Source organism: Halomonas sp. M20, assembly GCF_020622265.1.
GTDB lineage: Bacteria > Pseudomonadota > Gammaproteobacteria > Pseudomonadales > Halomonadaceae > Modicisalibacter.
Genome location: NZ_JACNMQ010000001.1, coordinates 643,180 through 667,679, shown reverse-complemented (window position 1 = coordinate 667,679; position 24,500 = coordinate 643,180). Strand labels below are relative to the sequence as shown.

The following is a 24,500-nucleotide window of genomic DNA, read 5'->3' as shown; positions in this document are numbered from 1 at the left end:
TGTGCTGTTAGGCGCAGAATCAGTTCAGCTTATCGAGGGTCGTGGCCACGGCGTCGAACAATCGTTCCAGCTCTTCCGGGGTAGTGCCGAACGGCGGGCCGAACTGGAGGGTATCGCCGCCGTAGCGCACGTAAAAACCGGCTTCCCAGAGCGCCAGATGCGCATTGCGAGGGCGCAGTGTCGGATCGCCTTCAAGGGGCGCCAGCTGAATGGCGCCGGCCAGGCCGTAGTTGCGGATATCGATCACATGGGGACGGCCTTTCAGCGCATGCAGCTTCTCTTCGAATACCGGGGCAATGGCCCGTACCTGGGCGGGAAAGTCCTCGCGCTCGAGCAGATCCAGCGCCGCCAGCGCCGCGGCACAGGCCACCGGATGGCCGCTGTAGGTGTAGCCGTGGGGGAACTCGACGGCATGCTCCGGCCCGCCGGCCTGCATGAAGGTGTCGAAGATCTCGCTCGTGGCGATCACCGACCCCATGGGCACCGCGCCGTTGGTCAGCTGCTTGGCCACATTCATGATATCCGGCGTGACGCCGAAGGCTTCGGCCCCGGTGCGGGCACCGCTACGGCCAAAGGCGGTGATCACTTCATCGAAGATCAGCAGGATATCGTGCCGAGTACAGATCTCGCACAGGCGATCGAGATAGCCCTTGGGCGGCACGATGACCCCAGCGGAACCCGCCATGGGCTCGACGATCACCGCAGCGATGCTCGAGGCGTCATGCAGGGCGATCTGCTCGAGCAAGGCATCCGCCAGCTCCGCGCCGGTCTCAGCCTGACCCCGGGTGAAGGCCAGGTCCGATTGCAGGGTGTGAGGCAGATGGGTGACGTCTAGCAACTGGCCATAGTGCTTGCGATTGCCGCCAATACCACCCAGGCTGGTGCCGCCGATGTTGACGCCGTGATACCCCTTGGCGCGGCCGATCAGCCGGGTCTTTTCCGGCTTGCCCTTGAGTCGCCAGTAGGCCTTGGCCATCTTGATGGACGTATCCGCGGCCTCGGAACCGGAATCGGTGAAAAACACATGATCGAGCCCTTTTGGCGTCAGGCTGGCAACCTTTTCGGCAAGCTCGAACGCCAGCGGGTGGGCCACTTGAAAGCCCGGCGCATAGTCCAGGCTGCCCAGCTGCTTGGCCACCGCCTGCTGAATTTCGGCGCGATTGTGGCCGGCGCCGGAACACCACAGCCCGGAGAGGGAGTCGAACAGCCGCCGCCCCTGATCGTCGATGAAATAGCGCCCTTCCGCCCCCGCGATTACCCGCGGATTAGCATGAAAATCCCGGTTGCTGCTGAATGGCATCCAGTAATGCTGGTTGAGTGCAGTAGCAGGCGCCTTGCGCGCCATTGCCTCAGGATTCGAACTTACGGCGTGATCCGTGGTGTCCAGCATGGCCCTACCCTCCTCGTATCAGGAACATTCCTTGAGCATGGCTCAACTCTCAGCCTGAAAAAATTCACGATCCCTCACGCTTACGTCAGGAGACACTGACGTAAGCGCATTTTCAGTGCCTGGGCCGAGAAATCATGTCAGAAACTCATAGCACCACGGTGCGCAGCCCGTTCTGGAACACGCGGTGATGCACGTGGTAGTTCACCGCCCGAGACAGGGTTTGAGCCTCGATGTCACGGCCAACCTGGGTCAGATGCTGGGCGTCGTGAACATGACTCACCCGCTCGACCATCTGCTCGATGATCGGACCCTCGTCGAGATCGGCGGTCACGTAATGCGCCGTGGCGCCGATCAGTTTCACGCCCCGGGCGTAGGCCTGATGATAGGGTCTGGCCCCCTTGAAGCCAGGCAGAAAGGAGTGATGGATATTGATGCACCGTCCCGCCAGCCGCTGACAAAGATCATCGGAGAGCACTTGCATGTAGCGCGCCAGCACCACCAGCTCGGTCCCGGTCTCCTCGACGATCTCCAATAGTCTCGCCTCCTGCTCGGCCTTGTTGTCCTGGGTCACCGGCAGATGAAGGTAGTCGATGCCTGCATGGGTGGCCATGGCGCGCAGGTCTTCGTGATTGGAGACGATGGCGGTGAACTCGACGTTCAGTTCGCCTCTCTCCTGACGATAGAGCAGATCCCGCAGACAGTGATCGTACTTCGACACCATCACCAGGACCTTGGTCGGCTGCGAAGCGTCATGAATTTCCCAATCCATGTCGAAGCGCTCCGCCGTCGTCTCGAAGGCCGCCTTGAGCTGGTCGACGCTGAGGGAGTGCTCGCCATCGAACACGAACTCGATGGTGGAAAAGAAGCGCCCCGAGTCCCGGTCATCGAATTCATGGAACTGGGTGATGAAACAGCCTCGATCGGCAAGGAAGCCGCCGATGGCGGCGACGATGCCGACACGCCCTGGGCACATGGCTTTGAGGATATAAGCGGGCTTGTTTTTCATGATATGGCTCCAGAGTTCCAAAAAGGATAATTCATGTCGATGAGCCGTCATCGTTCTGGCTTTCCAGGCTCTCTAGAAACGCTTCGAGCACGCGATGAAAGCGCCGATCACGGCGGGTGATGACCACGAAAGGCGTCAGATAGTGGCCTCCGACGATGGGTAGCACCTTGAGACGACCCGCCGCGACCCAGGGCGCGGCGAGATGATCCGGCAGATAGCCGATATAGCGCCCGGTCAGTATCAGAAAAACCGCCCCCTCGCGATCCGAGGCGCTGGCGGTGCCGTGGAGCGCGGCATGAGCCGTTCGGGCGACCGGCGGTAGCGGGTAGGTGGGAATCACTGCATCCTGCTGTTTCAGACAGGCAGGCGTCAGTTCTTCGTCGGGGACCGTGAAGAGCGGGTGAGTATCGGCACAGTAGAGAAGCGAGCGCTCATCATAAAGCGCGTGAGTGTCGAGGCTTGCGAGCAGATTGACCTTCGGTACGACCCCCACATGCAAGCGAGCGTCCAGTACCCCTTGGGCGATCGTATCCGAGGATTCCATGTGAATGTTGATACGCACCTCGGGGCCGCGCGCCTTGAGCGCTGCCAGAGCATGGGTGATGCGCATTTCGGGCTTGCTGACCAGATTGTCGGTAATGCCGATATTGAGCTCGCCACGCAAATGATGATGCAAGCCATTGACTTCGGTGCGAAAAGTTTCCAGAGCAGCCAGTAAGGTCAGAGCGGCACCATGCACCTGACGTCCTTCTTCGGTAAGGGAGAAGCCGCCGCGCCCACGCTGGCACAGCCGCAGCCCCAGACGCTTTTCCAGGTCGCTCATATGCAGGCTGATGGCCGAACGGCTAATGCCGAGCGTTGGTTCGGCAGCGGTAAAGCCGCCACACTCCACAACCGTCTTGAACACCCGCAGCAAACGGATATCGAAGTCGCTGACCTGGCTCAAGGTGATCTGATTTGAAGAGAGGGATGAGCGCTCCATGCGGCTTGCTTGCTCAACCCTTCACGCTGCATACGCTGCATTGCGGGTCGCGAGACACGGAAAAATGCCGCCACTCGCCACTCAAGCCATCGAAGGTGGAAAGCCCTCGATGTGGCGTTCCAGCGCCGCTTAGAATCTTCATTGCCTCAAGCGCCTGGAAGGTGCCGATCATGCCCACCAGCGGCGCAATGACGCCATTCTCGGCACAGCGCATTTCCTGATCGCTCTGTTCGCCCGCCTCGCCCGCAGGGTATAGACAGGCGTAGCAGGGCGTTTCCCTCTCCCGTAGATCGAACACGGCCAGCTGTCCGGAAAACCGAATGGCAGCCCCGGACACCAGGGGCTTACCTGCCTGCAGGCAGGCACGATTGATGGCATATCGACTGGAAAAGCGATCGGTACAGTCGAGTACCACATCCGCATCCGACACCGCCTCTACCAGCGCCACGCCGTCCAGATGACGGGCAATGACATCGATCTGACACTCGGCATTGAGCGCCTGGACCGCCATCGTCGCGGATTCGACCTTCAGCCGGCCAAGGTCCGCTTCGCCATGAGCGATCTGGCGCTGCAGGTTGGAAAGCTCCACCACGTCGTCGTCGATCAGAGTCATGCGCCCGACCCCTGCCGCTGCCAGATAAAGCGCTACCGGCGAGCCCAATCCACCGGCCCCGACGATCACCGCATGGCTGGCAAGCAGCCGCTCCTGACCGGCAATATCGACCTGGGGCAGCATGATTTGCCGGCTGTAACGCAGTAGCGCTTGATCGTTCATGGCTCACCTTGGCTTCTAGCATTCATCGAAAAAATTCGGGCCTGATTGATTATTGTACGCGCTGAGTGCTGCTTTCACTGCGAACGGTACGCATCGTGGAATCACTGCTCCCACTGATCGAAATCGGGAATCGGCAGCGTGAATGCCTCCTTGACTTCCTCCATGACCACATAGCTTTTCGACTCCTTGACTCCGGGCAGGGTCAGCACCACGTCCCCGAGCAGCTGGCGATAAGCGGACATCTCGGGAATACGGCATTTGAGAATGTAATCGAACTGCCCCGAGACCAGGTGGCACTCTTGGATCTGGGGCAGTTTGGCAATGGCGCGCCGAAACTCATCGAACACCGCAGGTGACTGGGTCTCGAGGCTTATCTCGACGAATACCAGCAGATTGGCCTTGAGGGCCGTCGGATCGAGCAGGGCCTTGTAGCCCCGAATGACGCCGGCGCGTTCGAGACGCTTGACTCGTTCAAGACAAGGGGTCGTCGAAAGCCCGACCTCGGCGGCAAGATCCACGTAGGAGATACGGGCGTTCTCTTGCAAAACATTGAGAATCTTGAGATCGATACGATCCAGGGGGCGCGTTTTGGTTTTCATTGTAAGGGTCTTTTTCAATCAGGTATCGACTGTCTATCACTATCACACTCGCTTGCCAGTGCTCCAGTCTGCCATTCCACACAGACTCTCAATAGGCATATCGCCCCAGGGAGACTCGCGGCTGGCCTGCCAGATCGGCAAGCGTCGCCACCTCCGTGTAACCCGCTTCACACAATGCCTCGCCGACTGCCTCGCCCTGGGTCCAGCCATGCTCGAGCAGTAGCCAGCCCTGGGGTTCGAGGTGCGTTCCTGCGGTAACGATCAAATGGCGCAGATCCGCCAGCCCGTTCTCCGCAGCGACCAGGGCCGAGCGCGGTTCAAATCGCACATCGCCCTGCTCCAGATGCGGGTCGTCCGGGGCCAGATAAGGAGGGTTGGCCAGAATCAGCTCGAAGCGCTGATCGGCAAGCGCCGAAAACCAGTCGCTCTCGATGAACTCGACGTTAAGGATATCCAGTCGCTCCGCGTTTGCCTGGGCCAGCGCCAGCGCATCGGCGATTCGATCGACGCCGGTGACCTGCCAGCCTCGGCGTTCGCTGGCAAAGGCCAGGGCGATGGCGCCGCTACCGGTGCCCAGGTCCAGCGCTCGCCCGTGCTTTTCTGTGGCTCTGAACAGAGCCGCTTCCACCAGGCATTCGGTGTCCGGGCGAGGAATCAGACTGGCGGCATGGGTCTGCAGGCGCAGGCCCCAGAACTCTCGCTCGCCGATCAGGTAGGCAATGGGTTCGCCGGCGATCCGTGCGTCTAGAAGAGCCTCGAATTTTGTCAGCGCCGCATCTTCCACCTTGCGGTCGCTCCAGGTATAGAGCCAGGTGCGATCTCGTCCAAGCACATGCCCCAACAGCACCTCGGCGTCCAGCCGGGGTGTTGCCGATTCCGCAGCCTTCAAGCGTACCGCCGCTTGAATCAGCAGCTGTTCGATGGTCATCCCGCGTCCTGCAGTGCGGCCAGGCGTTCGGCCTGGTATTCGTTGATCAGCGGCTCGATGACCTCATCCAGCTCCCCGGCCATTACCTCACCGAGCTTGTACAGGGTCAGATTGATACGATGGTCCGTCAGCCGCCCCTGGGGGAAGTTGTAGGTACGTATGCGCTCGCTGCGATCTCCGGAACCCACCAGGGAGCGGCGGGTATCCGCCTGCTGCTGGCGCTGACTGGTCACGGCGTTCTGTTTCAGCCGCGCTGCTAGCAGTGACATCGCCTTGGCGCGGTTCTTGTGCTGGCTGCGCTCTTCCTGACACTCCACTACCACGCCGCTAGGAAGATGGGTAATACGAATCGCCGAATCCGTGGTGTTGACGTGCTGCCCGCCGGCGCCGCTGGAGCGAAAGGTATCCACCCGCAGATCGTTGGAATCGATATCGATATCCCCGACCTCGTCCGCTTCCGCCATGATCGCCACGGTACAGGCGGAGGTATGAATACGCCCTTGAGATTCCGTGGCCGGCACCCGCTGCACCCGGTGCGCGCCGGATTCGAACTTGAGCCGGGCATAGACCCCTTCGCCCCGCACCCGGGCGATGATCTCCTTGTAACCGCCCTGCTCACCGTGGCTGGCACTGACCACCTCGATCTTCCAGCCCAGCTTTTCGGCATAGCGTGAGTACATGCGAAACAGATCGCCGGCAAATAGCGAGGCTTCGTCTCCTCCTGTACCGGCACGCACCTCGAGAAAGATATTGCGATGATCGTCCGGATCCTTGGGTACCAGCAGTTTCTTGAGACGCTCTTCCAGCACTTCGAGACGCTCACGCCCCTCCTGGACTTCCTCCTGAGCCAGTTCCCGCAGGTCCGCATCCCCGTCGGCGCTCAGCTGAACGGCGTCTTCCACGTCCTGCTCCACCTGGCGATATTCGCGCCAGGCAGCAGTGAGTTCGTCGAGTTCGGCATACTCTCGCGAATAGTCGCGAAACCGCGTCTGCTCAGCGATCACGCCAGGGTCGGCCAGCAGTGCCGCCAGCTCCTCGAAGCGTTCCTGAAGACTTTCCAGCCGATTGCGCAGTGACGCTTTCATGAAGGGTCCTGTTGTGAATCCTGGGTGGGGGCTGTCGGCTCGAGCAGCAGCTGCTCCGCTGCCTGAACGAGATCATGGCGCTCCGCGCCGGAGGCTTCTCGTAGGCGTAGCGTAGGGCCATGCAACAGCTTGTTGGTCAGTTGCTGGGTCAAGCGACGAATGACCTTTTCCGGGTCCTGGCCCTTGGCCAACTGCGCAAGGGCACGATCCTCCGACGCTTGACGCAAGGCATCGCCGTGCTCTCGATAGCGCCGAATGATATCGCCGGCGCCACGCACCCGGCGTTCGTGCAGCCAGTGCTCCACCCCGAGGGTGATCAGCTCCTCCGCCTGATCCGCCGCGACCTGGCGGTGGCGGCGATTCTCCTCGATCACCTCCTGCAGATCATCGACGGTGTACAGGAAGACGTCGTTCAGCTCGCCAACCTGGGGTTCGATATCCCGGGGTACAGCGATGTCCACCATGAAGACAGGGCGATAACGACGCAGTTTCAGCGCGCGCTCAACCATGCCCTTTCCCAGGATAGGCAGCGGTGCGGCGGTGGACGTGATCACGATGTCGGCTCGAGGCAGTTCGTCAGGAATTTCGCTTAGCGAAATGGCCTTGCCACCGATTTCCTGGGCCAGGTCCGCAGCTCGCTCTCGGGTGCGGTTGGCAACGACCATGTCCTGAATGCCCGCCTCTTTGAGATGCCGCGCCACTAGCTGGATGGTTTCGCCCGCACCGATCAGAAGCGCGCGGGACTGGGATAGGTCATCGAAGATGCGGTTCGCCAGGCTGACCGCAGCGTAGGCGACGGAGACCGGATTTTCACCGATACCGGTCTCGGTGCGTACCTGCTTGGCCACGGCAAAGACATGCTGGAACAAGCGCTCAAGCTCTCCGCCAAGGCCCTGGTAGTCGTGGGCCTGCTGATAGGCCGTCTTGATCTGCCCCAGTATCTGGGGCTCGCCAAGCACCATCGAATCGAGCCCGGAAGCCACTCGCATGAGATGCCGAGCCGCCGCATCATCGAGGTGATGATAGGCGCACTGAACCAGCTGATTCACCGTCAGGCCATGAAAACCGCTTAGCCAATCGAGAATCGCCTGCTCACCCTGTTCACCGGTAACACAATAAAGCTCGGTTCGATTACAGGTCGACAGTACGGCTGCCTCACGCACATGAGGCAGACACTTGAGTTCACCCAGTGCTTTTTCCAGCTGACTCGGATCGAAGGCAACCTGCTCGCGCACCTCAACGGAGGCGGTATTATGATTGATTCCCAGCGCAAGAAGCGTCATTTCAGCGTCACTAGCATCGAGACCATAAATGGATAGCAAGAAATCCGACAAAGGATATTTGGCGCAATAGTTTATCACACCCGCTTCGTCACGGCAGGATACCTGGCACATCACTTTGCCCGGACCGATCAAGCCGGTATGCTGAGCGACAATCCTATCGTCATGGCCATGATGGCCGGTGATACTCCCTGAAATCGCTGAGCCTGTTTAGCGCACGAGGAAGGAATGCGTCCACACCTGGTTACGACCACTTTGCTCATTGTGCTGTTGACGGGCTGTCAAGGCACGTCCTCCGGCCCTTCTTCAATGGCCTCTGACGATCCGCTGGCCTCGGCGCCCGCGATCCGCAAGGGTCTCGACGCCCAGAGCCTGGCAACCCTGCTTACCGCCGAGCTGGCCGGCCTGCGCAATGATTTCGATCGTGCCGCAAGAGGCTATCTGGAAACCGCCGACCGCTATGGTTCTTCCGCCCTGGCGGAGCGAGCCGTTCTTGCCGCTCGTTCTGGCAATGACAAGGAATTGCTTCTACAAACTGCCAAGCGCTGGAGCGAGCTTGCACCCACCAGTGAAGCACCGGCTCGGCTTTTAGCAGGGCTCGCCATGGAGCAAGGCGACTGGCAGGCCAGCCTGGAGCAGCGCCTGACCCTGGCAGCACAAGGCGATCAGGGCGATCTGATTACCTTTGCGGAAGCCGCCATCGAGGAAAACGTCGATCTTTCTCCTCTACACGCGACGCTCCTTCGCTTTCTCGACGATCATCCGCAGCAGGGCGATGCCGTTGTCGCTACCGCTTTGCTCGAAGCCGCCCTGGGCGATACCCGGCAAGCCCAGCAGCGTCTGACCGATCTTTCGCGAACGCAGCCGAAGTTTCCTGCCGTATGGCTGGTGAGTGGGCGAATCGCGCTGGAGCAAGGCCGTATCAGCGCTGCCCGAGACGCCGCTCGAAAAGGGCTGCAGATCGCGCCCGAGGACAGCCGTTTCATCCTGATGCTTGCCCAAGCCCAGCTGCGCCTGGGCAATGTCGATGCTGCCGAAGCGGGGCTCGACACCCTTCTCGAGCGCCATCCGGATGCGACGCAGCTGCGCTTGGCGCTTGCGCAGCTCTATATAGAGGAAGGCTACAATGCCCCGGCACGGCGCTTGCTGCTGCCCTTGCTGGATGCCGACCCGACCCCACCGGCAGCCTATATCCTGCTGGGCGCCATTGCCGACGACCAGGGTGAGGTCGACAACGCCCTGCTCTATTATCGCCAGGTGCCCCCCGGGGAAGGTTTCCTCGAAGCGCGGGTTCGCGCAGCCCAGATGCTGATCGAAACGGGTCGCCTGCTCGATGCGCGGGATTTTCTGGACATCGAACGTTTGCGCTACCCGGACATGGCCAGCGAACTCACCATTATCGAAGTCGACCTGCTGGAAGAGCAGAACTTGTCGGATGCCGCCACACAACTGCTCGAACGTCAAATCCGGCGTAACCCCGACGCTACCCAGCTGCGTTTCCTGCGCTCCATGCGCCGCTATGAACAGGGCGACCTACCTGGCATGGAGCGCGATCTACGCGCCATCCTCGCGCGGGAGCCGAATAATGCCATGGCCTTGAACGCCTTGGGTTACACCCTGGTGGACGTCACCGAACGCCACGAAGAAGGCCTCGAACTCATTCAGCGCGCTCATGAACTGGAACCCGAAAGCGCTGCCATTCTCGACAGCCTGGGCTGGGCCCATCACAAGCTGGGCGACAATCAAAAGGCGCTGCCCTATCTACAGGACGCCTATGGGGCTCAGCCCGACCAGGAGATAGCCGCGCATCTGGCGGAAGTGTTGTGGCTGCTCGATCGCCGCGAAGAGGCCCGGAAAATCGTCACCGAAGCCCTTGAGCGCTTCGATGAGCGACCCAAGCTGGATGCGCTGATCGAGCGAATTCCAGGCCTCGCGCCTTGAACGCACACCCTTTTTTATCATCGAGACGAGCTTGTATGACAAGAACACTGTTTCTATTGTTAAGCCTATTGTTGCTGGTAGGCTGTGCCGCCCAAGCACCGACGCCGGACGCGCCGCGTCAGTCCGGTGACTGGCCTGCGCAGCTTGAACAACTCAAGACCCTCGAGAGCTGGCGTCTGGCGGGGAAGGTGGGGCTGCGAACTGCCAACGATGCCACCAGCGCCAACCTGGACTGGCAGCAGACACCTTTTTCCTATCGCATGATGATCAGCGGCCCCTTCGGCGCCGGCCGCAGTACTCTAGACGGTTCACCCGGTGGCGTGACCTTGACCACACCGGACGGCCGCTTCTCCGCTCGTACGCCGGAGCAATTGATGCAGCAGCAGCTTGGTTGGTCATTGCCCATATCCGCTATGGACTACTGGGTCCGCGGCCTGCCCGCACCGAATGCAGCCCATGAAATGCAGGCGGATGCGCTCGGGTTTCCTCAACAGCTACGCCAAGCGGGCTGGACCATCGACTACCGCGACTGGACCTGGGCACCGAGACTGAACGGCGGCCTATGGCTACCCCGGCGCCTGGTGATGACCTTCGATGATCTGCGCGCCACCCTGGTAGTCAATCAATGGCAGCCACTCGATACGGCCACATCTCCGTGAGGGAACTGACGCTGCCGGCCCCGGCCAAGCTCAATCGTCTGCTGCATATCACCGGGCGTCGTGAAGACGGCTATCACGAACTGCAGACGCTTTTTCAGTTTCTCGACCACGGCGACACCCTGCATTTCAAGCGCCGTGATGACGGAGTCGTCAGTCTTACTTCGGCCCTTGCCGGGGTGGCGGATGACGACAATCTGATCATGCGTGCCGCACGGCTGCTTCAATCCGACACCGGCTGTCGCCTGGGGGCAGATATTCATCTCGACAAGCGCTTGCCGCTGGGCGGCGGTCTGGGAGGCGGAAGCTCCGATGCCGCCACTACCCTGGTCGCTTTGAATCGCCTCTGGAATCTTGAGCTTGGCCTCGAGCATCTCGCCGCACTCGGGCTCCAGCTGGGGGCTGACGTACCGGTATTCGTGCATGGCCACGCTGCCTGGGCCGAAGGCATCGGTGAGCGCCTGACGCGGGTCGAGCTGGATACCCCCTGGTTTCTGGTGCTGCATCCCGGTATAGAAGTATCGACACCCCAGGTGTTCGGCGCTCCGCAATTGACACGAAACACCCCCCCTATTAGTATGGCGCGCGCACTGCAGGAGGGGCCCGGCACCTGGCGCAACGACTGCGAAGCGACGGTAAGGCGACTTTACCCGGCGGTTGATGAGGCCCTCGCATGGCTTTCCGCTTTTGCCCCGCCGCTATTGACCGGCACCGGTGCTTGTCTATTCTGCAATTTCGAGGATGAAGCCGACGCCCGGGAAATACTGGCGCAGACACAAGACGGTTGGCATGCCTTTGTGGCTCGTGGCTGTAATGTTTCGCCCCTTCATCAGGCGCTTGGGCTTTTATAGAACTGAGCCTGTTGCAAGAAATAGAGCAAGGCAATCTGGAGAGCCAGCGGCCTGGCGACAAGGTACGAGTCCCAGCGTCTACAATGGTATTACTGGGGTATAGCCAAGTGGTAAGGCACCGGTTTTTGGTATCGGCATTCCCAGGTTCGAATCCTGGTACCCCAGCCAACTCTCTATTGAAACTGCCAACATCCTATCGAGATTCCTCCAGACGCCCGTCTCCTGCGACGAGCGTTCAGACTCCAAAGGTAGCTGCGCGTGTCTAAATTGATGGTTTTCGCCGGAAACGCCAATCCCGAACTCGCCCGCAAGGTCGCCGAATGCCTCGACAACCGGCTCGGCCATGCCACGGTCGGCCAATTCAGCGATGGCGAGATCACGGTCGAGATCAACGAGAACGTGCGCGGCAAGGATGTATTCATCCTGCAGTCTACCTGCGCGCCGACCAACGACAATCTGCTCGAACTGATTCTGATGGTGGATGCCCTGCGCCGCGCCTCCGCCACTCGTATCACCGCCGTCGTTCCCTACTTCGGCTATGCGCGCCAGGATCGCCGCGTACGTTCGGCCCGGGTGCCCATCTCCGCCAAGGTAGTGGCCGACATGATGGTCAAGGCCGGGGTCGACCGGGTCATGACCATGGATCTGCACGCGGATCAGATTCAAGGCTTCTTCGACGTGCCGGTAGACAACGTCTACGGCTCGCCGATACTGCTCGATGATATCGAGCGCCAGAACTACGACAACCTGGTGGTGGTATCGCCGGATGTCGGCGGCGTGGTTCGGGCCCGGGCCATTGCCAAGCAGCTCAATGCGGATCTCGCCATCATCGACAAGCGACGCCCGCAGTCCAATCAGGCCCAGGTGATGCACATTATCGGTGAGATTCAGGATCGCACCTGCGTGGTGGTGGATGACATGGTGGATACTGCCGGCACACTATGCAAGGCCGCCGAAGCCTTGAAGGATCACGGCGCCAAGCGTGTCGTTGCCTATGCTACCCACCCGATTCTCTCGGGCCCGGCAGTCGATAATATTCTGGGCTCGGTACTCGACGAACTGGTGGTCGGTGATACCATCCCTCTTGCCGAAAGCGCACGGCGTAGCGGCAAGATACGCCAGCTTAGCGTGGCGGGGCTGATTGCCGAGGCGATCCGCCGTGTCAGCAATGAAGAATCCGTGAGCGCCATGTTTCATTGAGGGCTTTAGCGCCTTCAGTGCAGACAGGATCGCGGTTACAAGCGTCCCAAGACGCCACCGGAAACATCAGGATTTGGTCGCGAACCCTGGTGCTTTCCTCACTTTAACCAACGAGGTTACTTAAATGTCCGATTTCAAACTTAACGTCAAGGTCCGTGACGATCTGGGGAAAGGTGCGAGCCGCCGCCTGCGTCGCGAAGACCTGTACATTCCCGCCATCGTTTATGGCGGTAACAAGGCTCCGCGCCCGATCGCCGTGGAAAAATCCGCTTTCTACAAGGCCATCGAGAACGAGCTCTTCTTCTCTTCCCTGATCGATCTGATCGTGGATGGCAAAAAACATCAGGTGGTAGTGCGTGATCTTCAGCGCCATCCTTTCAAGCCGCTGGTGACCCACGCAGACTTCCTGCGAGTCAGCGCCAAGGAAGAGTTCACCATGAACGTGCCACTGCACGTGACCGGCCAGGAAGAGTGCATCGGCATCAAGGAAGAGGATGGCGAGCTTCACCAGCTGATGACGGAAGTCGAGATCAGCTGTCTGCCGAAGGATCTGCCGGACTACCTGGAAGTCGATATCTCCGAGCTTGAAGTCGGCACGACGCTGCATCTGTCAAACATTACCTTGCCGAAGGGCGTAACCTCCGTGGCCTTGAGCCATGGCGAAGAGTACGACTACGCCATCCTCAACATCGCCAAGGCGCGTGTCCGCACCGATGAGGAAATCGAGGGCGAGGATGCGGTTGGAACCGAAGGTGAGGAAGGCACGGATCAAGAGCAGGATCAGGAAAGCAGCGAGGGCGAAGGCGAAGACAAGAGCTAACACGCTATCTTGTCGGGTATTTCAATCTGTTGAAACGCTCCACTGCATGGATCAAGCGCCGCTAACCCGGCGCTTGATCTTTTTAGGGGTGCCCCGTTTTCTTGAGAAGTTGGTTCGTTTCCTTGGAGAGCACAGCCTCATGAGTCAACTAAAAGCGATCATCGGCCTCGGCAATCCTGGCGCCGACTATGCCGACACCCGGCACAATGCCGGTGCCTGGCTGGTGGAAGCCATCGCCCGGGACAGCCTCGCGTCACTGCGTGCGGAGAAGAAATTTCTGGGGCTCTACGCCAAAGTCAATTTCGCCGGCCGGGAGCTGCATCTGCTCAACCCGACCACCTTCATGAATCGCAGCGGCGGGGCAATCGCGGCGCTTTGCCAGTTCTTCAAACTCTTCCCGGAAGAACTGCTTGTTGCCCACGACGAACTGGATATCGCCCCGGGTACGGCTCGCTACAAGCAAGGCGGTGGCCACGGCGGCCACAACGGTTTGCGCGACACCATCAGCGCCCTGGGCAACAACAACGCCTTTCATCGTCTGCGTATCGGTATCGGTCATCCGGGGGAGGCGCGCCAGGTAGTCAACTACGTGCTGAGCCGGCCGGGGAAAGCCGAGCGCGCCGCCATCGATGCGGCAATCGATGAATGTCTGGCGACCCTTCCAGAAGCCCTGAGCGGAGAATGGGCTAAAGCGATGAATCGACTGCACTCTTTCAAGAGCTAGTTCAAGGGCTAGTTCAAGGGCTAGTTCAAGGGCTAGTTCAAGGGCTAGTTCAAGGGCTAGTTCAAGGGCTAGTTCAAGGGCTAACGAAAATGGCTGCTTCACGCCATTTTCCGTAAGATATCCCCACTTTTTCACTCGATTTCCAGGAACACATCATGGGTTTCAACTGCGGTATCGTCGGCCTGCCCAACGTCGGCAAGTCCACCCTGTTCAATGCGCTGACCAAATCCGGCATCGACGCGGAGAACTTCCCCTTCTGCACCATCGAGCCCAATACCGGCATCGTGCCCATGCCGGATCCGCGTCTCGACAAGCTGGCCGAAATCGTCAAGCCCCAGAAGACCATTCCTACCACCATGGAGTTCGTGGATATTGCCGGCCTTGTTGCCGGGGCTTCCAAGGGTGAAGGCCTGGGCAATCAGTTTCTCGCCAACATCCGCGAGACCGACGCCATCGCGCACGTGGTGCGCTGCTTCGACAATGACAACGTCATTCACGTGGCCAACCAGGTCGACCCCCAGGCGGATATCGAAATCATCAATATGGAACTGGCCCTGGCGGACCTGGACACCGTCGAACGGGCCAGCCAGCGCCTGAGTCGAGTGGTCAAGGGCGGCGACAAGGATGCCATGGCCACCAAAGCGATTCTCGATCGTATTCAGCCTCATCTTGCCGAAGGGTTGCCCCTACGCAGTTTCGGTCTTTCCGATGACGAGAAGCGTCAGGTCAGAAGCTTCGGCTTCCTGACCCTCAAGCCCACCATGTATATTGCCAATGTCAACGAGGACGGCTTCGAGAACAACCCCTATCTCGATGTCGTGCGCGGGATTGCCAAGGACGAAGATGCCGTGGTGGTGCCGGTGTGCAATCAGCTCGAGGCCGAGATTGCCGAACTCGACGATGAAGAGCGCAGCATGTTCCTGAGTGAAATGGGCATGGAAGAACCGGGTCTAGACCGGGTCATTCGCGCCGGCTACTCGCTGCTGGGGCTGCAGACCTACTTCACTGCCGGCGTGAAGGAAGTGCGCGCCTGGACGGTCAGGATCGGCGCTACAGCGCCCCAGGCTGCCGGTGTCATCCATACGGATTTTGAAAAGGGCTTCATTCGTGCCGAGGTTATCGGCTACGAGGACTTCGTTACCCTGGGCGGCGAACAGGGTGCCAAGGATGCGGGCAAGTGGCGGCTGGAAGGCAAGGAATATATTGTTAAAGACGGAGATGTCATTCACTTCCGCTTCAATGTATAAACAGCTGAATAATTGACAGGTCATCCACTTACGCGTAGGATTCGCCCCCGTTGGACGGCTACGTAGCTCAGCTGGTTAGAGCACATCACTCATAATGATGGGGTCCCCTGTTCAAATCAGGGCGTAGCCACCACCACGAATACGAAAAGCCCGGCAGGTGAAAAATCACCTGTCGGGCTTTTTCATTTTCTGCCATGAAGATCTGTCTAGCGTGCCTTCCGCCCCATCAAACGCGGCTCTCGCTCCAGTGTCACACCGAAACGCGCCTGCACCTTATCGACGACACGCTGGGCCAGGGCCAGCAACTCGCCAGCACTGCCGCCGCCATGATGCACCAACACCAGCGCCTGACGCTCGTGAATGCCCACATGACGCTCCCGCAGCCCCTTCAAACCGCACTGATCGATCAGCCAACCGGCAGCGAGCTTGACGCCGCCATCGGCAAGAGGGAAGTGCGGCATGTCCGCATGCTTCGCGAGTAATGCCTTAGCTTGCTCATTGGCAACTACCGGATTCTTGAAAAAACTGCCTGCGTTACCCAGCACCGTCGGATCGGGAAGTTTCTCTCGGCGCACCGCGCTGACCGCGGCGACTACGTCGCTTGCACTGGGCTTGGCTGGGAGTCGCGCCGCCAGATCGCCGTAATCGAGCCGCGGCTGAGCCCGGGTGGAAACCCGCAGCACCAGCCGGGTGATGACCACGCGATTCTCCAGGGCATGCTTGAAAACGCTATCCCGGTAGCCGAAGCCGCACTCCTCCCGATCGAATACGGCTTCCCGACCGTCCTCGAGGTGCAGCAGGTACACTCGTTCGAGCACGTCCGCAAGCTCGACCCCGTAGGCGCCGATGTTCTGGATGGGAGCCGCCCCGACATGGCCCGGGATCAGCGACAGATTCTCGATGCCCCACAACTCCTTGGCCGCCAGTGCTTCAACCAGCGCATGCCAGTTCAGACCGGCGCCAGCATGCACCAGCACATCGCCCTCTCCAACCTCCTCGAAACGCAGATCGGCAAAGCTCGGCTGTAACGCCAGACCCGGCAGCCAGGGTTGCAGCACCAGGTTGCTGCCGCCCCCGAGTACCGTCAGTGGCCAGTCCCGCTTCACCGCCTGACGAAGCGCATCGCGAGTGGTCGCGATATCGTCAGTGGCCAGAAAACGTTCCGCTCGACAAGGCAAGCCCAGGGTATTGGCCCTAGACAGATCGACGTCCTGTCGAATCATGCCGTGTCCAGACGCCTGCGCAACGCTTCGATCAGGCCATCGCTGGCCGCTTCGATCATATCGAACACCTTCTCGAAATGCCTTTCGTCCCCGGTGTAGGGGTCCGGAATCGCTTCGTCGGAGCGCCCCGCAAACGCCATGAACAGACCCACATGGGCCTGGCTATCCCGGGGCCGTAACGCTTCGAGATTTTCCAGATTCATATGATCCATGGCCAGGATATAGTCGAAGCGGCGAAAGTCTTCTTCTTCCAACTGGCGCCCGCGCAACTGGCTCAGATCGACACCACGACTCTTGGCGGCGACGACGGCCCTGGAGTCCGGTGGATCGCCAATATGCCAGTCGCTGGTGCCACAGGAGTCGACCTCGACGCGCTCTGCCAAACCCGCTTTATCGAGGCGGGAGCGAAAGACACCTTCCGCGGTAGGAGAGCGGCAGATATTGCCCAGACAAACGAACAGAACTCGCATTCGAAACCTCATGGCGTATTTGAAACTTTATGGCTTATTCAAAACCTTGAGAAGTGGGATGATCGGCCAGCAGTCCACGCACACGCTCAAGATCCCCCGGAGTGTCCACTCCCGCCGGATGGGGTTCGGCGCTGAGTGCCACCTGAATGCCATGACCGTGATGCAGCGCCCGCAGCTGCTCGAGTTGCTCCAGCTGCTCCAGGGGGCTAGGCAGCCAGTTGACGTACTCGGCAAGAAAGCCGGCACGATAAGCATAAAGCCCTACATGACGAAGCCAGAGATCGGATTCGAGCAGTTCAGGACGTGTCGCAAAGTGCTCTCGATCCCAGGGAATGGGCGCCCGGGAAAAATACAGGGCGCGCCCGTGTATATCCCGCACCACCTTGACCACGTTCTGGTTGAACAGGGTATCGATATCGCTGATCGATTCCGCCAGGGTGGCAATCGACGCCTCGGCATCCTTCTCGAGACTTGCCGCGACCTGATCGATGAGCGAGGCGGGCAGCAAGGGCTCATCCCCCTGCACGTTGACCAGAATGGCATCGTCGGCGAGTTCGAGGCGCTCGGCCACCTCTGCCAGACGGTCCGTACCCGACGGATGATCATCCCGGGTCAACACTACCTCGCCTCCCGCCTTCTCCACCGCCTCCTGGATGCGGCGATCGTCCGTAGCCACTACTACCCGGGTCGCTTTGCTCTGGCAGGCCCGCTGCCAAACCCGCACCACCATCGGCAGCCCGCCAATATCCAGAAGCGGTTTTCCCGGCAGGCGCGTGGAGTGATAGCGCGCCGGAATCACGACAACAAAATCATTCATGAATCACGGCACTCATGCGGTTGGCTTGTGGGATCCGGCTTCCTGCCCGTCCTGCCGCTCACTTTCATCGCCCTTGGCAGAAAGCCCGCCGCCTTGAAGAGTCGGCTTGTTGAGCTTTTCATCGACGCTCAAGACCCGGGCCTCCTCTTCCAGCATCACCGGAATGTCGTCACGAATCGGAAAGGCCAGGCCATCGAAGTGGCAGCGCAGCTCTGCCCGATCCCGATCGTATTTGAGCTTGCCCTGACATAGAGGGCAGACCAGTAGCGCGAGTAATTCCTTATCCATTGCTTACCTCCCGGGTAGCCGATTGAAGCGTCTCGAGTCGCGTTTGCAGCCAGTCGATGAAGGCCGGCTGCGGACAAGCCTCCACGTCCAGCACCCAGCAATCCGCATGGGCGAAGGGACGGCATTTGACTGCATCCTTGGCCGTCATCACCACTGGCAGTTCGTCGTCGAAGCGCAGATCCTCGGCACTGAAACGATGATGATCCGCCAGTGGGTGTTCACGTACTTCTACACCCAGGGCTTCGAGGGTGGCGAAAAAGCGCGAAGGGTGCCCAATGCCCGCCAGCGCATGAACGGGACTATAGAATGGCTGCCTGCCCACAGGATAACAGACCCCATCAACGAGGTGACGCCACTGGGCCGGCCGCAGCTGCATTTGATAGCTCTTGGTGCCGTTGGCGCAGTGAAGCGTTTTACGGGACTCGCCGTTGACTACGATCGCATCCACGTGGTTCAGTCGCGAAAAGGACTCTCGCAGCGGACCTGCCGGCAGGCAGCGCCCATTGCCGAACCCTCGCTTGCCATCCACCACCACCAGTTCGATGTCCCGACCCAGTGCCAGATGCTGCAGGCCGTCATCGGCAATCACGATGTCGCAACCCGCTTCGATCAGCGCTCGAGCGCCGCGTGGGCGATCGGGATCGACCACCACCGGCAGACCGGTTTGCTGAACTAGCATCAAGGGTTCATCACCGGACTGGTCCACCGACGCCTCCATCCCGACATGAAAAGGATAGTGCGGCGCCTTGCCGCCATACCCCCGGGAAACGATGCCCGGACGCCAGCCTTGCGCACCCAGGTAACGTCCCAGCCAGGCAACCAGCGGAGACTTTCCGGTACCGCCTAGCGTGATATTGCCCACCACGATCACCGGCACCGGCAAGCACTGAACGGACTTGCGGCCACTGGCGTAGGCACGGCGCCGGCGCGCCACGGCGCCCCGATAGAGCCATTCCAGAGGCCTTAGCAGCTTGAGCCAGGCAGCATCCCGGTACCAGGCCTCGACCATGCGACTCACGCCTCGACCTCCTGGAACTGCAGCCGATACAGGGCGGCGTAGGCGCCATCGCGTTCGAGCAGTTGAGCATGGGTGCCGCTCTCGACGACCTCCCCTTGTTCCATCACCAGAATGCGATCCGCGCGCTCGATGGTGGATAGCCGGTGAGCGATGACGAAGGTGGTACGATCCCGGCAGACTTCCTCGAGTGCCCGCTGAATATACCGCTCGGACTCAGTGTCAAGCGCCGAGGTCGCCTCGTCCAGGATCAGGATCGGCGCGTCCTTGAAGATTGCCCGGGCAATGGCCAGACGCTGGCGCTGGCCTCCGGAAAGCATCACGCCGTTATCGCCCACCACGGTATCGAAGCCCTTGGGCAGACGCTCGATGAACTCGCTGGCATAAGCGGAATCCGCTGCGGCTTTTATCTGCTCACGGTTGGCATCGGGAACGCCATAGGCAATGTTATCGGCGATCGAGGCATTGAACAGGGTGACCTGCTGGGAAACCAGGGCGATCTGCTGACGCAGGGGCGAGAGCTGATACTCGTTGATCGCGATCCCGTCGATGGTGACGCGCCCTTCCGTCGGATAGTAAAAGCGCGGCAGCAACCCCATCAGGGTCGTCTTGCCACTGCCGGAGCGCCCGACGATGGCAATCAACTCCCCTGGAGTGACGTCAAGATCGATGCTCTTGAGCACTTCGGGCTGATCGTCGCCATAGGCAAAGCGAACCCCTTCGAAGCTCACGTGCCCCTCAAGTCGCGTCGGCAGGATTGTGCCGTCGTCCCTTTCCGGGGGCACTTCGAGCAGACCGAACAGCTCCTGAGAAGCCGCCAAGCCTTTCTGGATCTCGCTATTGATTTCGGTGAGCTGCTTGACCGGCTTGGCCATCAAGGAGGCAGCGGTGATAAACGCTACGAACTCTCCGGCAGTCATGCTTGCCATCAGCTCCGGAGCCATCGCCAGCCACACCAGGCCAGCCAGCGCAATCGCAACCAATAGCTGGATCACCGGGGTGCTGATGCCCTTGGTCAGTGCCTCTTTCAGGCTCTGTTCGCGATTGTAGTTGCTGGCTCTGGCGAAACGCTGCTTTTCGTACTCCTCGGCGCCATGAGTCCGCACTACCTTGTAGCCGGAGAGCGCCTCGGAGGCCACGTGGGTGACGTCTCCCATGGAACTCTGGATGCGCCGAGAAATACGCCGAAAACGCTTGCTGGCGACACGCACCACCAGGCCGATCAACGGCGTCACGGTCAGAAAGACCAGGGTCAGCATCCAGTTGGTCCACAGTAGATAGCCGAGCAGACCGATGACGAACAGACCTTCCCGCAGCAGAATGGTCACCGCCTTGGTCGCCGCGCCGGTCACCTGCTCGACGTGATAGGTCACCCGGGAAACCAGATGACCACTCGAATGGGCATCGAAGAAGCGTCCGGATAAATGCAGCATGTGATTGAACACCTCGCAGCGCAGCGAGTGCACCACGTTACGCGCCACGTTGCTCATGAAGTAGGTGCCCAGAAAAGTGCCTACGCCGCGAGCAGTGAACATACCGATAACGAACAGAGGCAAGAACAGACGAAAGGACGCATCCGGGTTCTGGATGCCATCGATCAACCGCTTCATCATCTCCGCCAGGGCGGTGCTGGAGGCGGCGTAAATCGCATAGCCCAACACCGCCAGAGAAAAGTAGTGCCAATAGGGTTTGACGTAGCCGAGCAAACGGCGATAGAGGGTCCAGCTACTGGATTGAGTCACGGCGTCTCCAGGGGTTCGGAGTCAAGCGCTGCAGGTTGTCGGGTAGCGATTCGCACACGCTGTATGCCCAGCGCGGCAGCCTGGTCCAGGGCAACCACCACTGCCCCATGGGTCGTACGCGTATCCGCTTCGATCACCACGCCCCGTTCCCGGGCACTTTCCACCTGGGCCGCCAGCGCCTGGCGTAGCGCCTGGGCTGAGTCCAGTATCTGTTCGCCCAATCGATACTCGCCGCTCTGGGTAATCGTCAGTGTTACCGGCGATGCTTCCTGAGCAGTGGCGCTGCCGCTGTCTGGCAGCACCAATTCCAGTGCTTGCCGGGTATCGAAGGTTGTGGAGACCATGAAGAAGATCAGCAGCAGAAAGACCACGTCGATCAAGGGGGTCAGGTTGACGTCCACCGAGTCGCGGCTATGACGCAGAAACTTCATGCCCGCTGCTCCCGGACATCTCGGCCCTCGAGGGAGTCGCGGCGATCCGCCAGGGTCAACTCCCCGCTTTGATGCGCCAGTTGCTCGACCACTTGGCCCGCCTGCTGCTCCATGCGCACGGTGATATCCTCTACTCGGCGCTGAAAATAGCGGTGGAACATCAGCGCCGGTATCGCCACGAACAGTCCCGCAGCGGTGGTTACCAGCGCCTGAGAAATACCCCCCGCCAGATCCGCGGTGCGCTCGACGCCATTGGCACTGACGATGACGGTAAACACCTTGATCATACCAACGACCGTACCCAGCAGACCGATCAGCGGCGTAATCGAAGCAATAGTGCCCAACGGACTGAGATAGCGCTCCATATCGTGAATGACGGCGGTCGCTGCATCCTGAAGCCGGGAGCGCACCTGCTCCTGACCAAGGCGCGCGTTGCGCAGCCCTGCCGCCAGCACCGTCCCGAGCGGGGAGTGCCCTTCTAGCCAATTCAAGTCGATCTGGCCCTGACGAATACGCTCACACACTTCCTGCCCGAGTCCGCGAGGCGCGATACGCGCTGCCCGCAGACTCCACAGTCGCTCGATGACGATCACCGTGGCCAGCAGCGAGCAGCCGAGAATCGGCAGCATCAGCCAGCCACCCGCCATCAGCGCGTCGAATACATCCATCGGTAGAGTCTCCCACTCGAGCCGCAAGGCCGCCAATACCAACAGGCCAATAGTCACTTGTCCCGGGAGTGCGATTCTACCGCATGACACTCTCTGCCGACACCAGCGCCCGAGATGGGCCGCTGGGTGATCACATCGGCATTCGTCTCGCTACCCAGCCAGAGCGTTATCGCGCCGTCATTGGCGGTACTCCACAGGCAGCTTCCCGCGTCGCGAAAGCGCCGCACCACATCACCGTGAGGATGACCGTGCGCATTGCCGCGCCCGGCGCTGAAGATCACATGGCGGGAACGAGTCGCCGCCACCCACTCGGCGACGGAGCTGGTGCGACTGCCATGATGGCCGGCGATCAATACCTCGATATCCTTCTCAAGCTCGCCGGCAAGGCGCGCTTCCACTGCGGCCCCGGCATCGCCGCTGATCAACAGGCGCTGTCCACCCGCCTCGACCAGCAGCACACAGGAACGATCGTTCCGCCCGAGCCTGGCCGGATCACTTTCCGGCCACAGAAAGCGAAACTCGACCCCATCCCAGCGCCAGCGCTCGCCGGCACGACAGGGAGATACCGGCATGCCCAGCGATTCGACCCCCGGTGACCACCAACGCTCGACCTGATGTTCATCGACAAGGGCCGATACCCCACCGGCGTGATCGCTATCGCCGTGACTGACGATAACGCCATCGAAGCGCTGACCTGCCGGCCACAGGGTCGTCAGCGGCATGAACCCAGAGCGAAAACGCGGCCCGCTGTCGTAGAGCAAGCGGTGCCTTGCGGTACGCAACTCGATCAACTGCCCCTGGCCGACATCATGAATACGCACTCGCAGCTGCCCGTCCGCAAGATGGGGCGGCGTGAGAGTGAAAACGAGTGCCACAAGAATCGCGCTGCTGCCCCAACGCAGCGGCTTCGAGAACCCCGGCAATGCCCAGAAAACAGTCAGCAGAACCAGACTCAGCGTCACTGGTAGCGTTTGCCAGGGTTCGGGATACCATAGCGGGGACCAGGCGACGACCGCTTCCAGACTCGCTTGCACGCCCTGAGCCAGCATCGTGAAAAGCCACCAGCAGGCTTCCGCCAGTGGTGGCATCCAGGCCAGCAGCCAGCCCATGAGCCCAAGCGGTACCATCAGACTACCGATTGCGGGGACCGCCAGCAGGTTGACCAGCGGTGCCGCCGGCGCCAACCGATCGAAGGCCAACAGCACCGCCGCCGCCATCAGTGGCGCCAGCAGGCACTGACTGCGCAGTAGCGCCATACACCAGCCGCGCCAGCCCGTGGGCCGCGAACGCCCTTGCCAGGCCAGAATCAGCAGGGCCACGGCAATGAAGGAGAGCCACAGCCCCGGTCGCCACAAGGCCAATGGATCGGCCAGCACGATAATCGCAAGGGCCAGCCACCAGGCCTGCCAAGCACCCGGGGCATGGCGCCCACTGGCCACCCAGAGACCCACCAGAGTCATGATCATGGCCCGCAGGGCCGGCGGTTCGAGTCCGGCAAGCCAGGCATAGCCGATCGCCGCCAAGGCAGCGCTCCACCAGGGCCAGGCCGCCATGCGCCAGCGTTGTGGCGTAAGCAGTCGTGCAACCCCTCGGGAGAGTGCGAGCATGAACATTGCCACCAACCCCACATGAAGCCCTGAAATCACCATCAGATGGGTGGTGCCGCTGGCGTTGAGCAGATCCCAATCTTCCTGGGTCAGGCGCTCACTTGCCCCCAAGGTGAGGGCAGCCAGCCAGCGCCGAGGGAAATCATCGCTGACATGACGATCGAGATAGGCCAATGCTTCTTTACGCAGGGTGTTGCGGGATAGCTGAATACGCTTCGGTGCCGGGGCGCTGCGCACATAGCCGGTGGCATCGATGCCTTCCCGCCATAGCCAGGCCTCATAATCAAAGGCATGAGGATTGGCGAAGCCGCCGGGTGGTCGCAAACGCAGCGTCAATGCCCAGGTTTCGCCCACCTCCAGTGTCGGCGGGTCATACCAGCTGACCCGCACCTGATCCAGTCTGTCACAGGCAAGGCGCTCCGCTTCGATCGCATGGCAGGTATTCAATTTCAAGCGTAGGCGCCTGGCATCGCCTTCACCGTCGAGCTGGATTATTCGCGCGGTCACGGTAAGGTTCGTGCCCGCAAGACCCGGCGGCAGTATCGCGCCCTGAGCCCACAGAACTTGGCTTACGCCAATGGCCAACGCCAGTATTGAAACAGCAAGCCTGTACCGGGAAGCGGCCAGCGCGAGCAAAAACCCGATACAAATGATGCCAAACAGGCCCGGCGGCGCTAGAGCGCCCAGGGAGGCGCCCAACAGTGCGGCAAGGGCCAATGGCGCAGCCAGCCCCATAAGCTTTCCCGTATTGCTTA

The 24,500-nt window shown here is 60.7% G+C and carries 24 protein-coding genes and 2 tRNA genes; 9 read left to right on the top strand and 17 right to left on the bottom strand.

The annotated features are described in order from the left end of the window. Positions 1-19 precede the first annotated feature (19 nt). From H7850_RS03135 to hemA, 8 genes are all read right to left on the bottom strand, one after another. Complete coding sequence (locus H7850_RS03135) at positions 20-1,345, bottom strand: aminotransferase class III-fold pyridoxal phosphate-dependent enzyme (protein ID WP_227368533.1); 1,326 nt, start codon at positions 1,343-1,345, stop codon at positions 20-22. Positions 1,346-1,535: 190 nt separating this feature from the next. Continuing rightward, a complete protein-coding gene (purU, locus tag H7850_RS03130) occupies positions 1,536-2,396 on the bottom strand; it encodes a formyltetrahydrofolate deformylase (protein WP_227367926.1) in 861 nt (286 codons plus the stop codon). 31 nt (positions 2,397-2,427) lie between these two features. Then, a complete protein-coding gene (locus H7850_RS03125) occupies positions 2,428-3,378 on the bottom strand; it encodes a LysR family transcriptional regulator (RefSeq protein ID WP_227367925.1) in 951 nt (316 codons plus the stop codon). Between the two features lie 13 nt (positions 3,379-3,391). Further along, entirely contained in the window at positions 3,392-4,153 is a 762-nt protein-coding gene (locus H7850_RS03120) for a HesA/MoeB/ThiF family protein (RefSeq protein WP_227367924.1), read from the bottom strand. A 101-nt stretch (positions 4,154-4,254) separates the two neighbouring features. After that, on the bottom strand, positions 4,255-4,752 hold the full coding sequence (locus tag H7850_RS03115; RefSeq protein ID WP_227367923.1) for an Lrp/AsnC ligand binding domain-containing protein: 498 nt from the start codon (positions 4,750-4,752) through the stop codon (positions 4,255-4,257). 88 nt (positions 4,753-4,840) lie between these two features. Further along, positions 4,841-5,680, bottom strand: coding sequence for a peptide chain release factor N(5)-glutamine methyltransferase (gene prmC / locus H7850_RS03110; RefSeq protein WP_227367922.1), 840 nt, complete (start codon positions 5,678-5,680; stop codon positions 4,841-4,843). Continuing rightward, positions 5,677-6,765, bottom strand: a complete 1,089-nt coding sequence (prfA, locus tag H7850_RS03105) for a peptide chain release factor 1 (protein ID WP_227367921.1) — start codon at positions 6,763-6,765, stop codon at positions 5,677-5,679. The genes prmC and prfA overlap by 4 nt, the downstream gene beginning before the upstream one ends. Then, positions 6,762-8,048 carry a glutamyl-tRNA reductase gene (gene hemA / locus H7850_RS03100; protein WP_227367920.1) on the bottom strand — a complete coding sequence of 429 codons (1,287 nt, stop codon included), beginning with the start codon at positions 8,046-8,048 and terminating at the stop codon, positions 6,762-6,764. The genes prfA and hemA overlap by 4 nt, the downstream gene beginning before the upstream one ends. Positions 8,049-8,273: 225 nt before the next feature. On the opposite strand from hemA, the gene H7850_RS03095 reads away from it, so the two are divergent. From H7850_RS03095 to H7850_RS03055, 9 genes are all read left to right on the top strand, one after another. Beyond that, the gene (locus H7850_RS03095) at positions 8,274-9,986 is read left to right on the top strand and encodes a tetratricopeptide repeat protein (protein ID WP_227367919.1); all 1,713 of its coding nucleotides are present in this window, start codon (positions 8,274-8,276) and stop codon (positions 9,984-9,986) included. 35 nt (positions 9,987-10,021) lie between these two features. Further along, positions 10,022-10,645, top strand: a complete 624-nt coding sequence (lolB, locus tag H7850_RS03090) for a lipoprotein insertase outer membrane protein LolB (RefSeq protein WP_227367918.1) — start codon at positions 10,022-10,024, stop codon at positions 10,643-10,645. Continuing rightward, positions 10,612-11,493 (top strand): 4-(cytidine 5'-diphospho)-2-C-methyl-D-erythritol kinase, encoded by an 882-nt coding sequence (gene ispE / locus H7850_RS03085; protein ID WP_227367917.1) that lies wholly within the window; start codon positions 10,612-10,614, stop codon positions 11,491-11,493. Before lolB ends, ispE begins: the two co-directional genes overlap by 34 nt. A 93-nt stretch (positions 11,494-11,586) precedes the next feature. Continuing rightward, positions 11,587-11,661: transfer RNA gene (locus H7850_RS03080), tRNA-Gln, on the top strand. A 90-nt stretch (positions 11,662-11,751) separates the two neighbouring features. Then, positions 11,752-12,693 (top strand): ribose-phosphate pyrophosphokinase, encoded by a 942-nt coding sequence (locus H7850_RS03075; protein ID WP_227367916.1) that lies wholly within the window; start codon positions 11,752-11,754, stop codon positions 12,691-12,693. Positions 12,694-12,817: 124 nt separating this feature from the next. Next, positions 12,818-13,513, top strand: coding sequence for a 50S ribosomal protein L25/general stress protein Ctc (locus H7850_RS03070; protein WP_227367915.1), 696 nt, complete (start codon positions 12,818-12,820; stop codon positions 13,511-13,513). Positions 13,514-13,652: 139 nt separating this feature from the next. Beyond that, positions 13,653-14,237, top strand: coding sequence for an aminoacyl-tRNA hydrolase (gene pth, locus H7850_RS03065; protein WP_227367914.1), 585 nt, complete (start codon positions 13,653-13,655; stop codon positions 14,235-14,237). A 155-nt stretch (positions 14,238-14,392) separates the two neighbouring features. Further along, the gene (gene ychF / locus H7850_RS03060; RefSeq protein WP_227367913.1) at positions 14,393-15,484 is read left to right on the top strand and encodes a redox-regulated ATPase YchF; all 1,092 of its coding nucleotides are present in this window, start codon (positions 14,393-14,395) and stop codon (positions 15,482-15,484) included. A gap of 56 nt (positions 15,485-15,540) precedes the next feature. Continuing rightward, positions 15,541-15,617 (top strand) — tRNA-Met (locus H7850_RS03055). 73 nt (positions 15,618-15,690) lie between these two features. On the opposite strand, the gene murB is transcribed toward H7850_RS03055, so the two are convergent. Genes murB through H7850_RS03010 form a run of 9 tightly spaced genes read right to left on the bottom strand, consistent with a single transcriptional unit; the run spans position 15,691 to position 24,480 of the window. After that, on the bottom strand, positions 15,691-16,707 hold the full coding sequence (gene murB / locus H7850_RS03050; RefSeq protein ID WP_227367912.1) for a UDP-N-acetylmuramate dehydrogenase: 1,017 nt from the start codon (positions 16,705-16,707) through the stop codon (positions 15,691-15,693). Beyond that, positions 16,704-17,177, bottom strand: a complete 474-nt coding sequence (locus H7850_RS03045; RefSeq protein ID WP_227367911.1) for a low molecular weight protein-tyrosine-phosphatase — start codon at positions 17,175-17,177, stop codon at positions 16,704-16,706. Before H7850_RS03045 ends, murB begins: the two co-directional genes overlap by 4 nt. A gap of 34 nt (positions 17,178-17,211) precedes the next feature. Continuing rightward, positions 17,212-17,994: a 3-deoxy-manno-octulosonate cytidylyltransferase gene (gene kdsB / locus H7850_RS03040; RefSeq protein ID WP_227367910.1), complete on the bottom strand. Its 783-nt coding sequence runs from the start codon at positions 17,992-17,994 to the stop codon at positions 17,212-17,214. 12 nt (positions 17,995-18,006) lie between these two features. Next, on the bottom strand, positions 18,007-18,282 hold the full coding sequence (locus H7850_RS03035; protein WP_227367909.1) for a Trm112 family protein: 276 nt from the start codon (positions 18,280-18,282) through the stop codon (positions 18,007-18,009). Beyond that, positions 18,275-19,291: a tetraacyldisaccharide 4'-kinase gene (lpxK, locus tag H7850_RS03030; protein WP_227368532.1), complete on the bottom strand. Its 1,017-nt coding sequence runs from the start codon at positions 19,289-19,291 to the stop codon at positions 18,275-18,277. Before lpxK ends, H7850_RS03035 begins: the two co-directional genes overlap by 8 nt. A 5-nt stretch (positions 19,292-19,296) precedes the next feature. Next, complete coding sequence (msbA, locus tag H7850_RS03025) at positions 19,297-21,039, bottom strand: lipid A export permease/ATP-binding protein MsbA (protein ID WP_227367908.1); 1,743 nt, start codon at positions 21,037-21,039, stop codon at positions 19,297-19,299. Then, on the bottom strand, positions 21,036-21,470 hold the full coding sequence (locus tag H7850_RS03020) for an ExbD/TolR family protein (RefSeq protein ID WP_227367907.1): 435 nt from the start codon (positions 21,468-21,470) through the stop codon (positions 21,036-21,038). The genes msbA and H7850_RS03020 overlap by 4 nt, the downstream gene beginning before the upstream one ends. Then, positions 21,467-22,138 (bottom strand): MotA/TolQ/ExbB proton channel family protein, encoded by a 672-nt coding sequence (locus H7850_RS03015; protein ID WP_227367906.1) that lies wholly within the window; start codon positions 22,136-22,138, stop codon positions 21,467-21,469. Before H7850_RS03015 ends, H7850_RS03020 begins: the two co-directional genes overlap by 4 nt. Positions 22,139-22,191: 53 nt before the next feature. Next, entirely contained in the window at positions 22,192-24,480 is a 2,289-nt protein-coding gene (locus tag H7850_RS03010; RefSeq protein ID WP_227367905.1) for a DNA internalization-related competence protein ComEC/Rec2, read from the bottom strand. Between the last annotated feature and the right edge of the window lie 20 nt (positions 24,481-24,500).

Bases quoted from the DNA above. Each gene is read 5' to 3' on its own strand.
- H7850_RS03135 (WP_227368533.1), bottom strand. From the start codon at position 1,345: ATGGCGCGCAAGGCGCCTGCTACTGCACTCAACCAGCATTACTGGATG.
- purU (WP_227367926.1), bottom strand. From the start codon at position 2,396: ATGAAAAACAAGCCCGCTTATATCCTCAAAGCCATGTGCCCAGGGCGT.
- H7850_RS03125 (WP_227367925.1), bottom strand. From the start codon at position 3,378: ATGGAGCGCTCATCCCTCTCTTCAAATCAGATCACCTTGAGCCAGGTC.
- H7850_RS03120 (WP_227367924.1), bottom strand. From the start codon at position 4,153: ATGAACGATCAAGCGCTACTGCGTTACAGCCGGCAAATCATGCTGCCC.
- H7850_RS03115 (WP_227367923.1), bottom strand. From the start codon at position 4,752: ATGAAAACCAAAACGCGCCCCCTGGATCGTATCGATCTCAAGATTCTC.
- prmC (WP_227367922.1), bottom strand. From the start codon at position 5,680: ATGACCATCGAACAGCTGCTGATTCAAGCGGCGGTACGCTTGAAGGCT.
- prfA (WP_227367921.1), bottom strand. From the start codon at position 6,765: ATGAAAGCGTCACTGCGCAATCGGCTGGAAAGTCTTCAGGAACGCTTC.
- hemA (WP_227367920.1), bottom strand. From the start codon at position 8,048: ATGACGCTTCTTGCGCTGGGAATCAATCATAATACCGCCTCCGTTGAG.
- H7850_RS03095 (WP_227367919.1), top strand. From the start codon at position 8,274: ATGCGTCCACACCTGGTTACGACCACTTTGCTCATTGTGCTGTTGACG.
- lolB (WP_227367918.1), top strand. From the start codon at position 10,022: ATGACAAGAACACTGTTTCTATTGTTAAGCCTATTGTTGCTGGTAGGC.
- ispE (WP_227367917.1), top strand. From the start codon at position 10,612: ATGGCAGCCACTCGATACGGCCACATCTCCGTGAGGGAACTGACGCTG.
- H7850_RS03070 (WP_227367915.1), top strand. From the start codon at position 12,818: ATGTCCGATTTCAAACTTAACGTCAAGGTCCGTGACGATCTGGGGAAA.
- pth (WP_227367914.1), top strand. From the start codon at position 13,653: ATGAGTCAACTAAAAGCGATCATCGGCCTCGGCAATCCTGGCGCCGAC.
- ychF (WP_227367913.1), top strand. From the start codon at position 14,393: ATGGGTTTCAACTGCGGTATCGTCGGCCTGCCCAACGTCGGCAAGTCC.
- murB (WP_227367912.1), bottom strand. From the start codon at position 16,707: ATGATTCGACAGGACGTCGATCTGTCTAGGGCCAATACCCTGGGCTTG.
- H7850_RS03045 (WP_227367911.1), bottom strand. From the start codon at position 17,177: ATGCGAGTTCTGTTCGTTTGTCTGGGCAATATCTGCCGCTCTCCTACC.
- kdsB (WP_227367910.1), bottom strand. From the start codon at position 17,994: ATGAATGATTTTGTTGTCGTGATTCCGGCGCGCTATCACTCCACGCGC.
- H7850_RS03035 (WP_227367909.1), bottom strand. From the start codon at position 18,282: ATGGATAAGGAATTACTCGCGCTACTGGTCTGCCCTCTATGTCAGGGC.
- lpxK (WP_227368532.1), bottom strand. From the start codon at position 19,291: ATGGTCGAGGCCTGGTACCGGGATGCTGCCTGGCTCAAGCTGCTAAGG.
- H7850_RS03020 (WP_227367907.1), bottom strand. From the start codon at position 21,470: ATGAAGTTTCTGCGTCATAGCCGCGACTCGGTGGACGTCAACCTGACC.
- H7850_RS03015 (WP_227367906.1), bottom strand. From the start codon at position 22,138: ATGGATGTATTCGACGCGCTGATGGCGGGTGGCTGGCTGATGCTGCCG.
- H7850_RS03010 (WP_227367905.1), bottom strand. From the start codon at position 24,480: ATGGGGCTGGCTGCGCCATTGGCCCTTGCCGCACTGTTGGGCGCCTCC.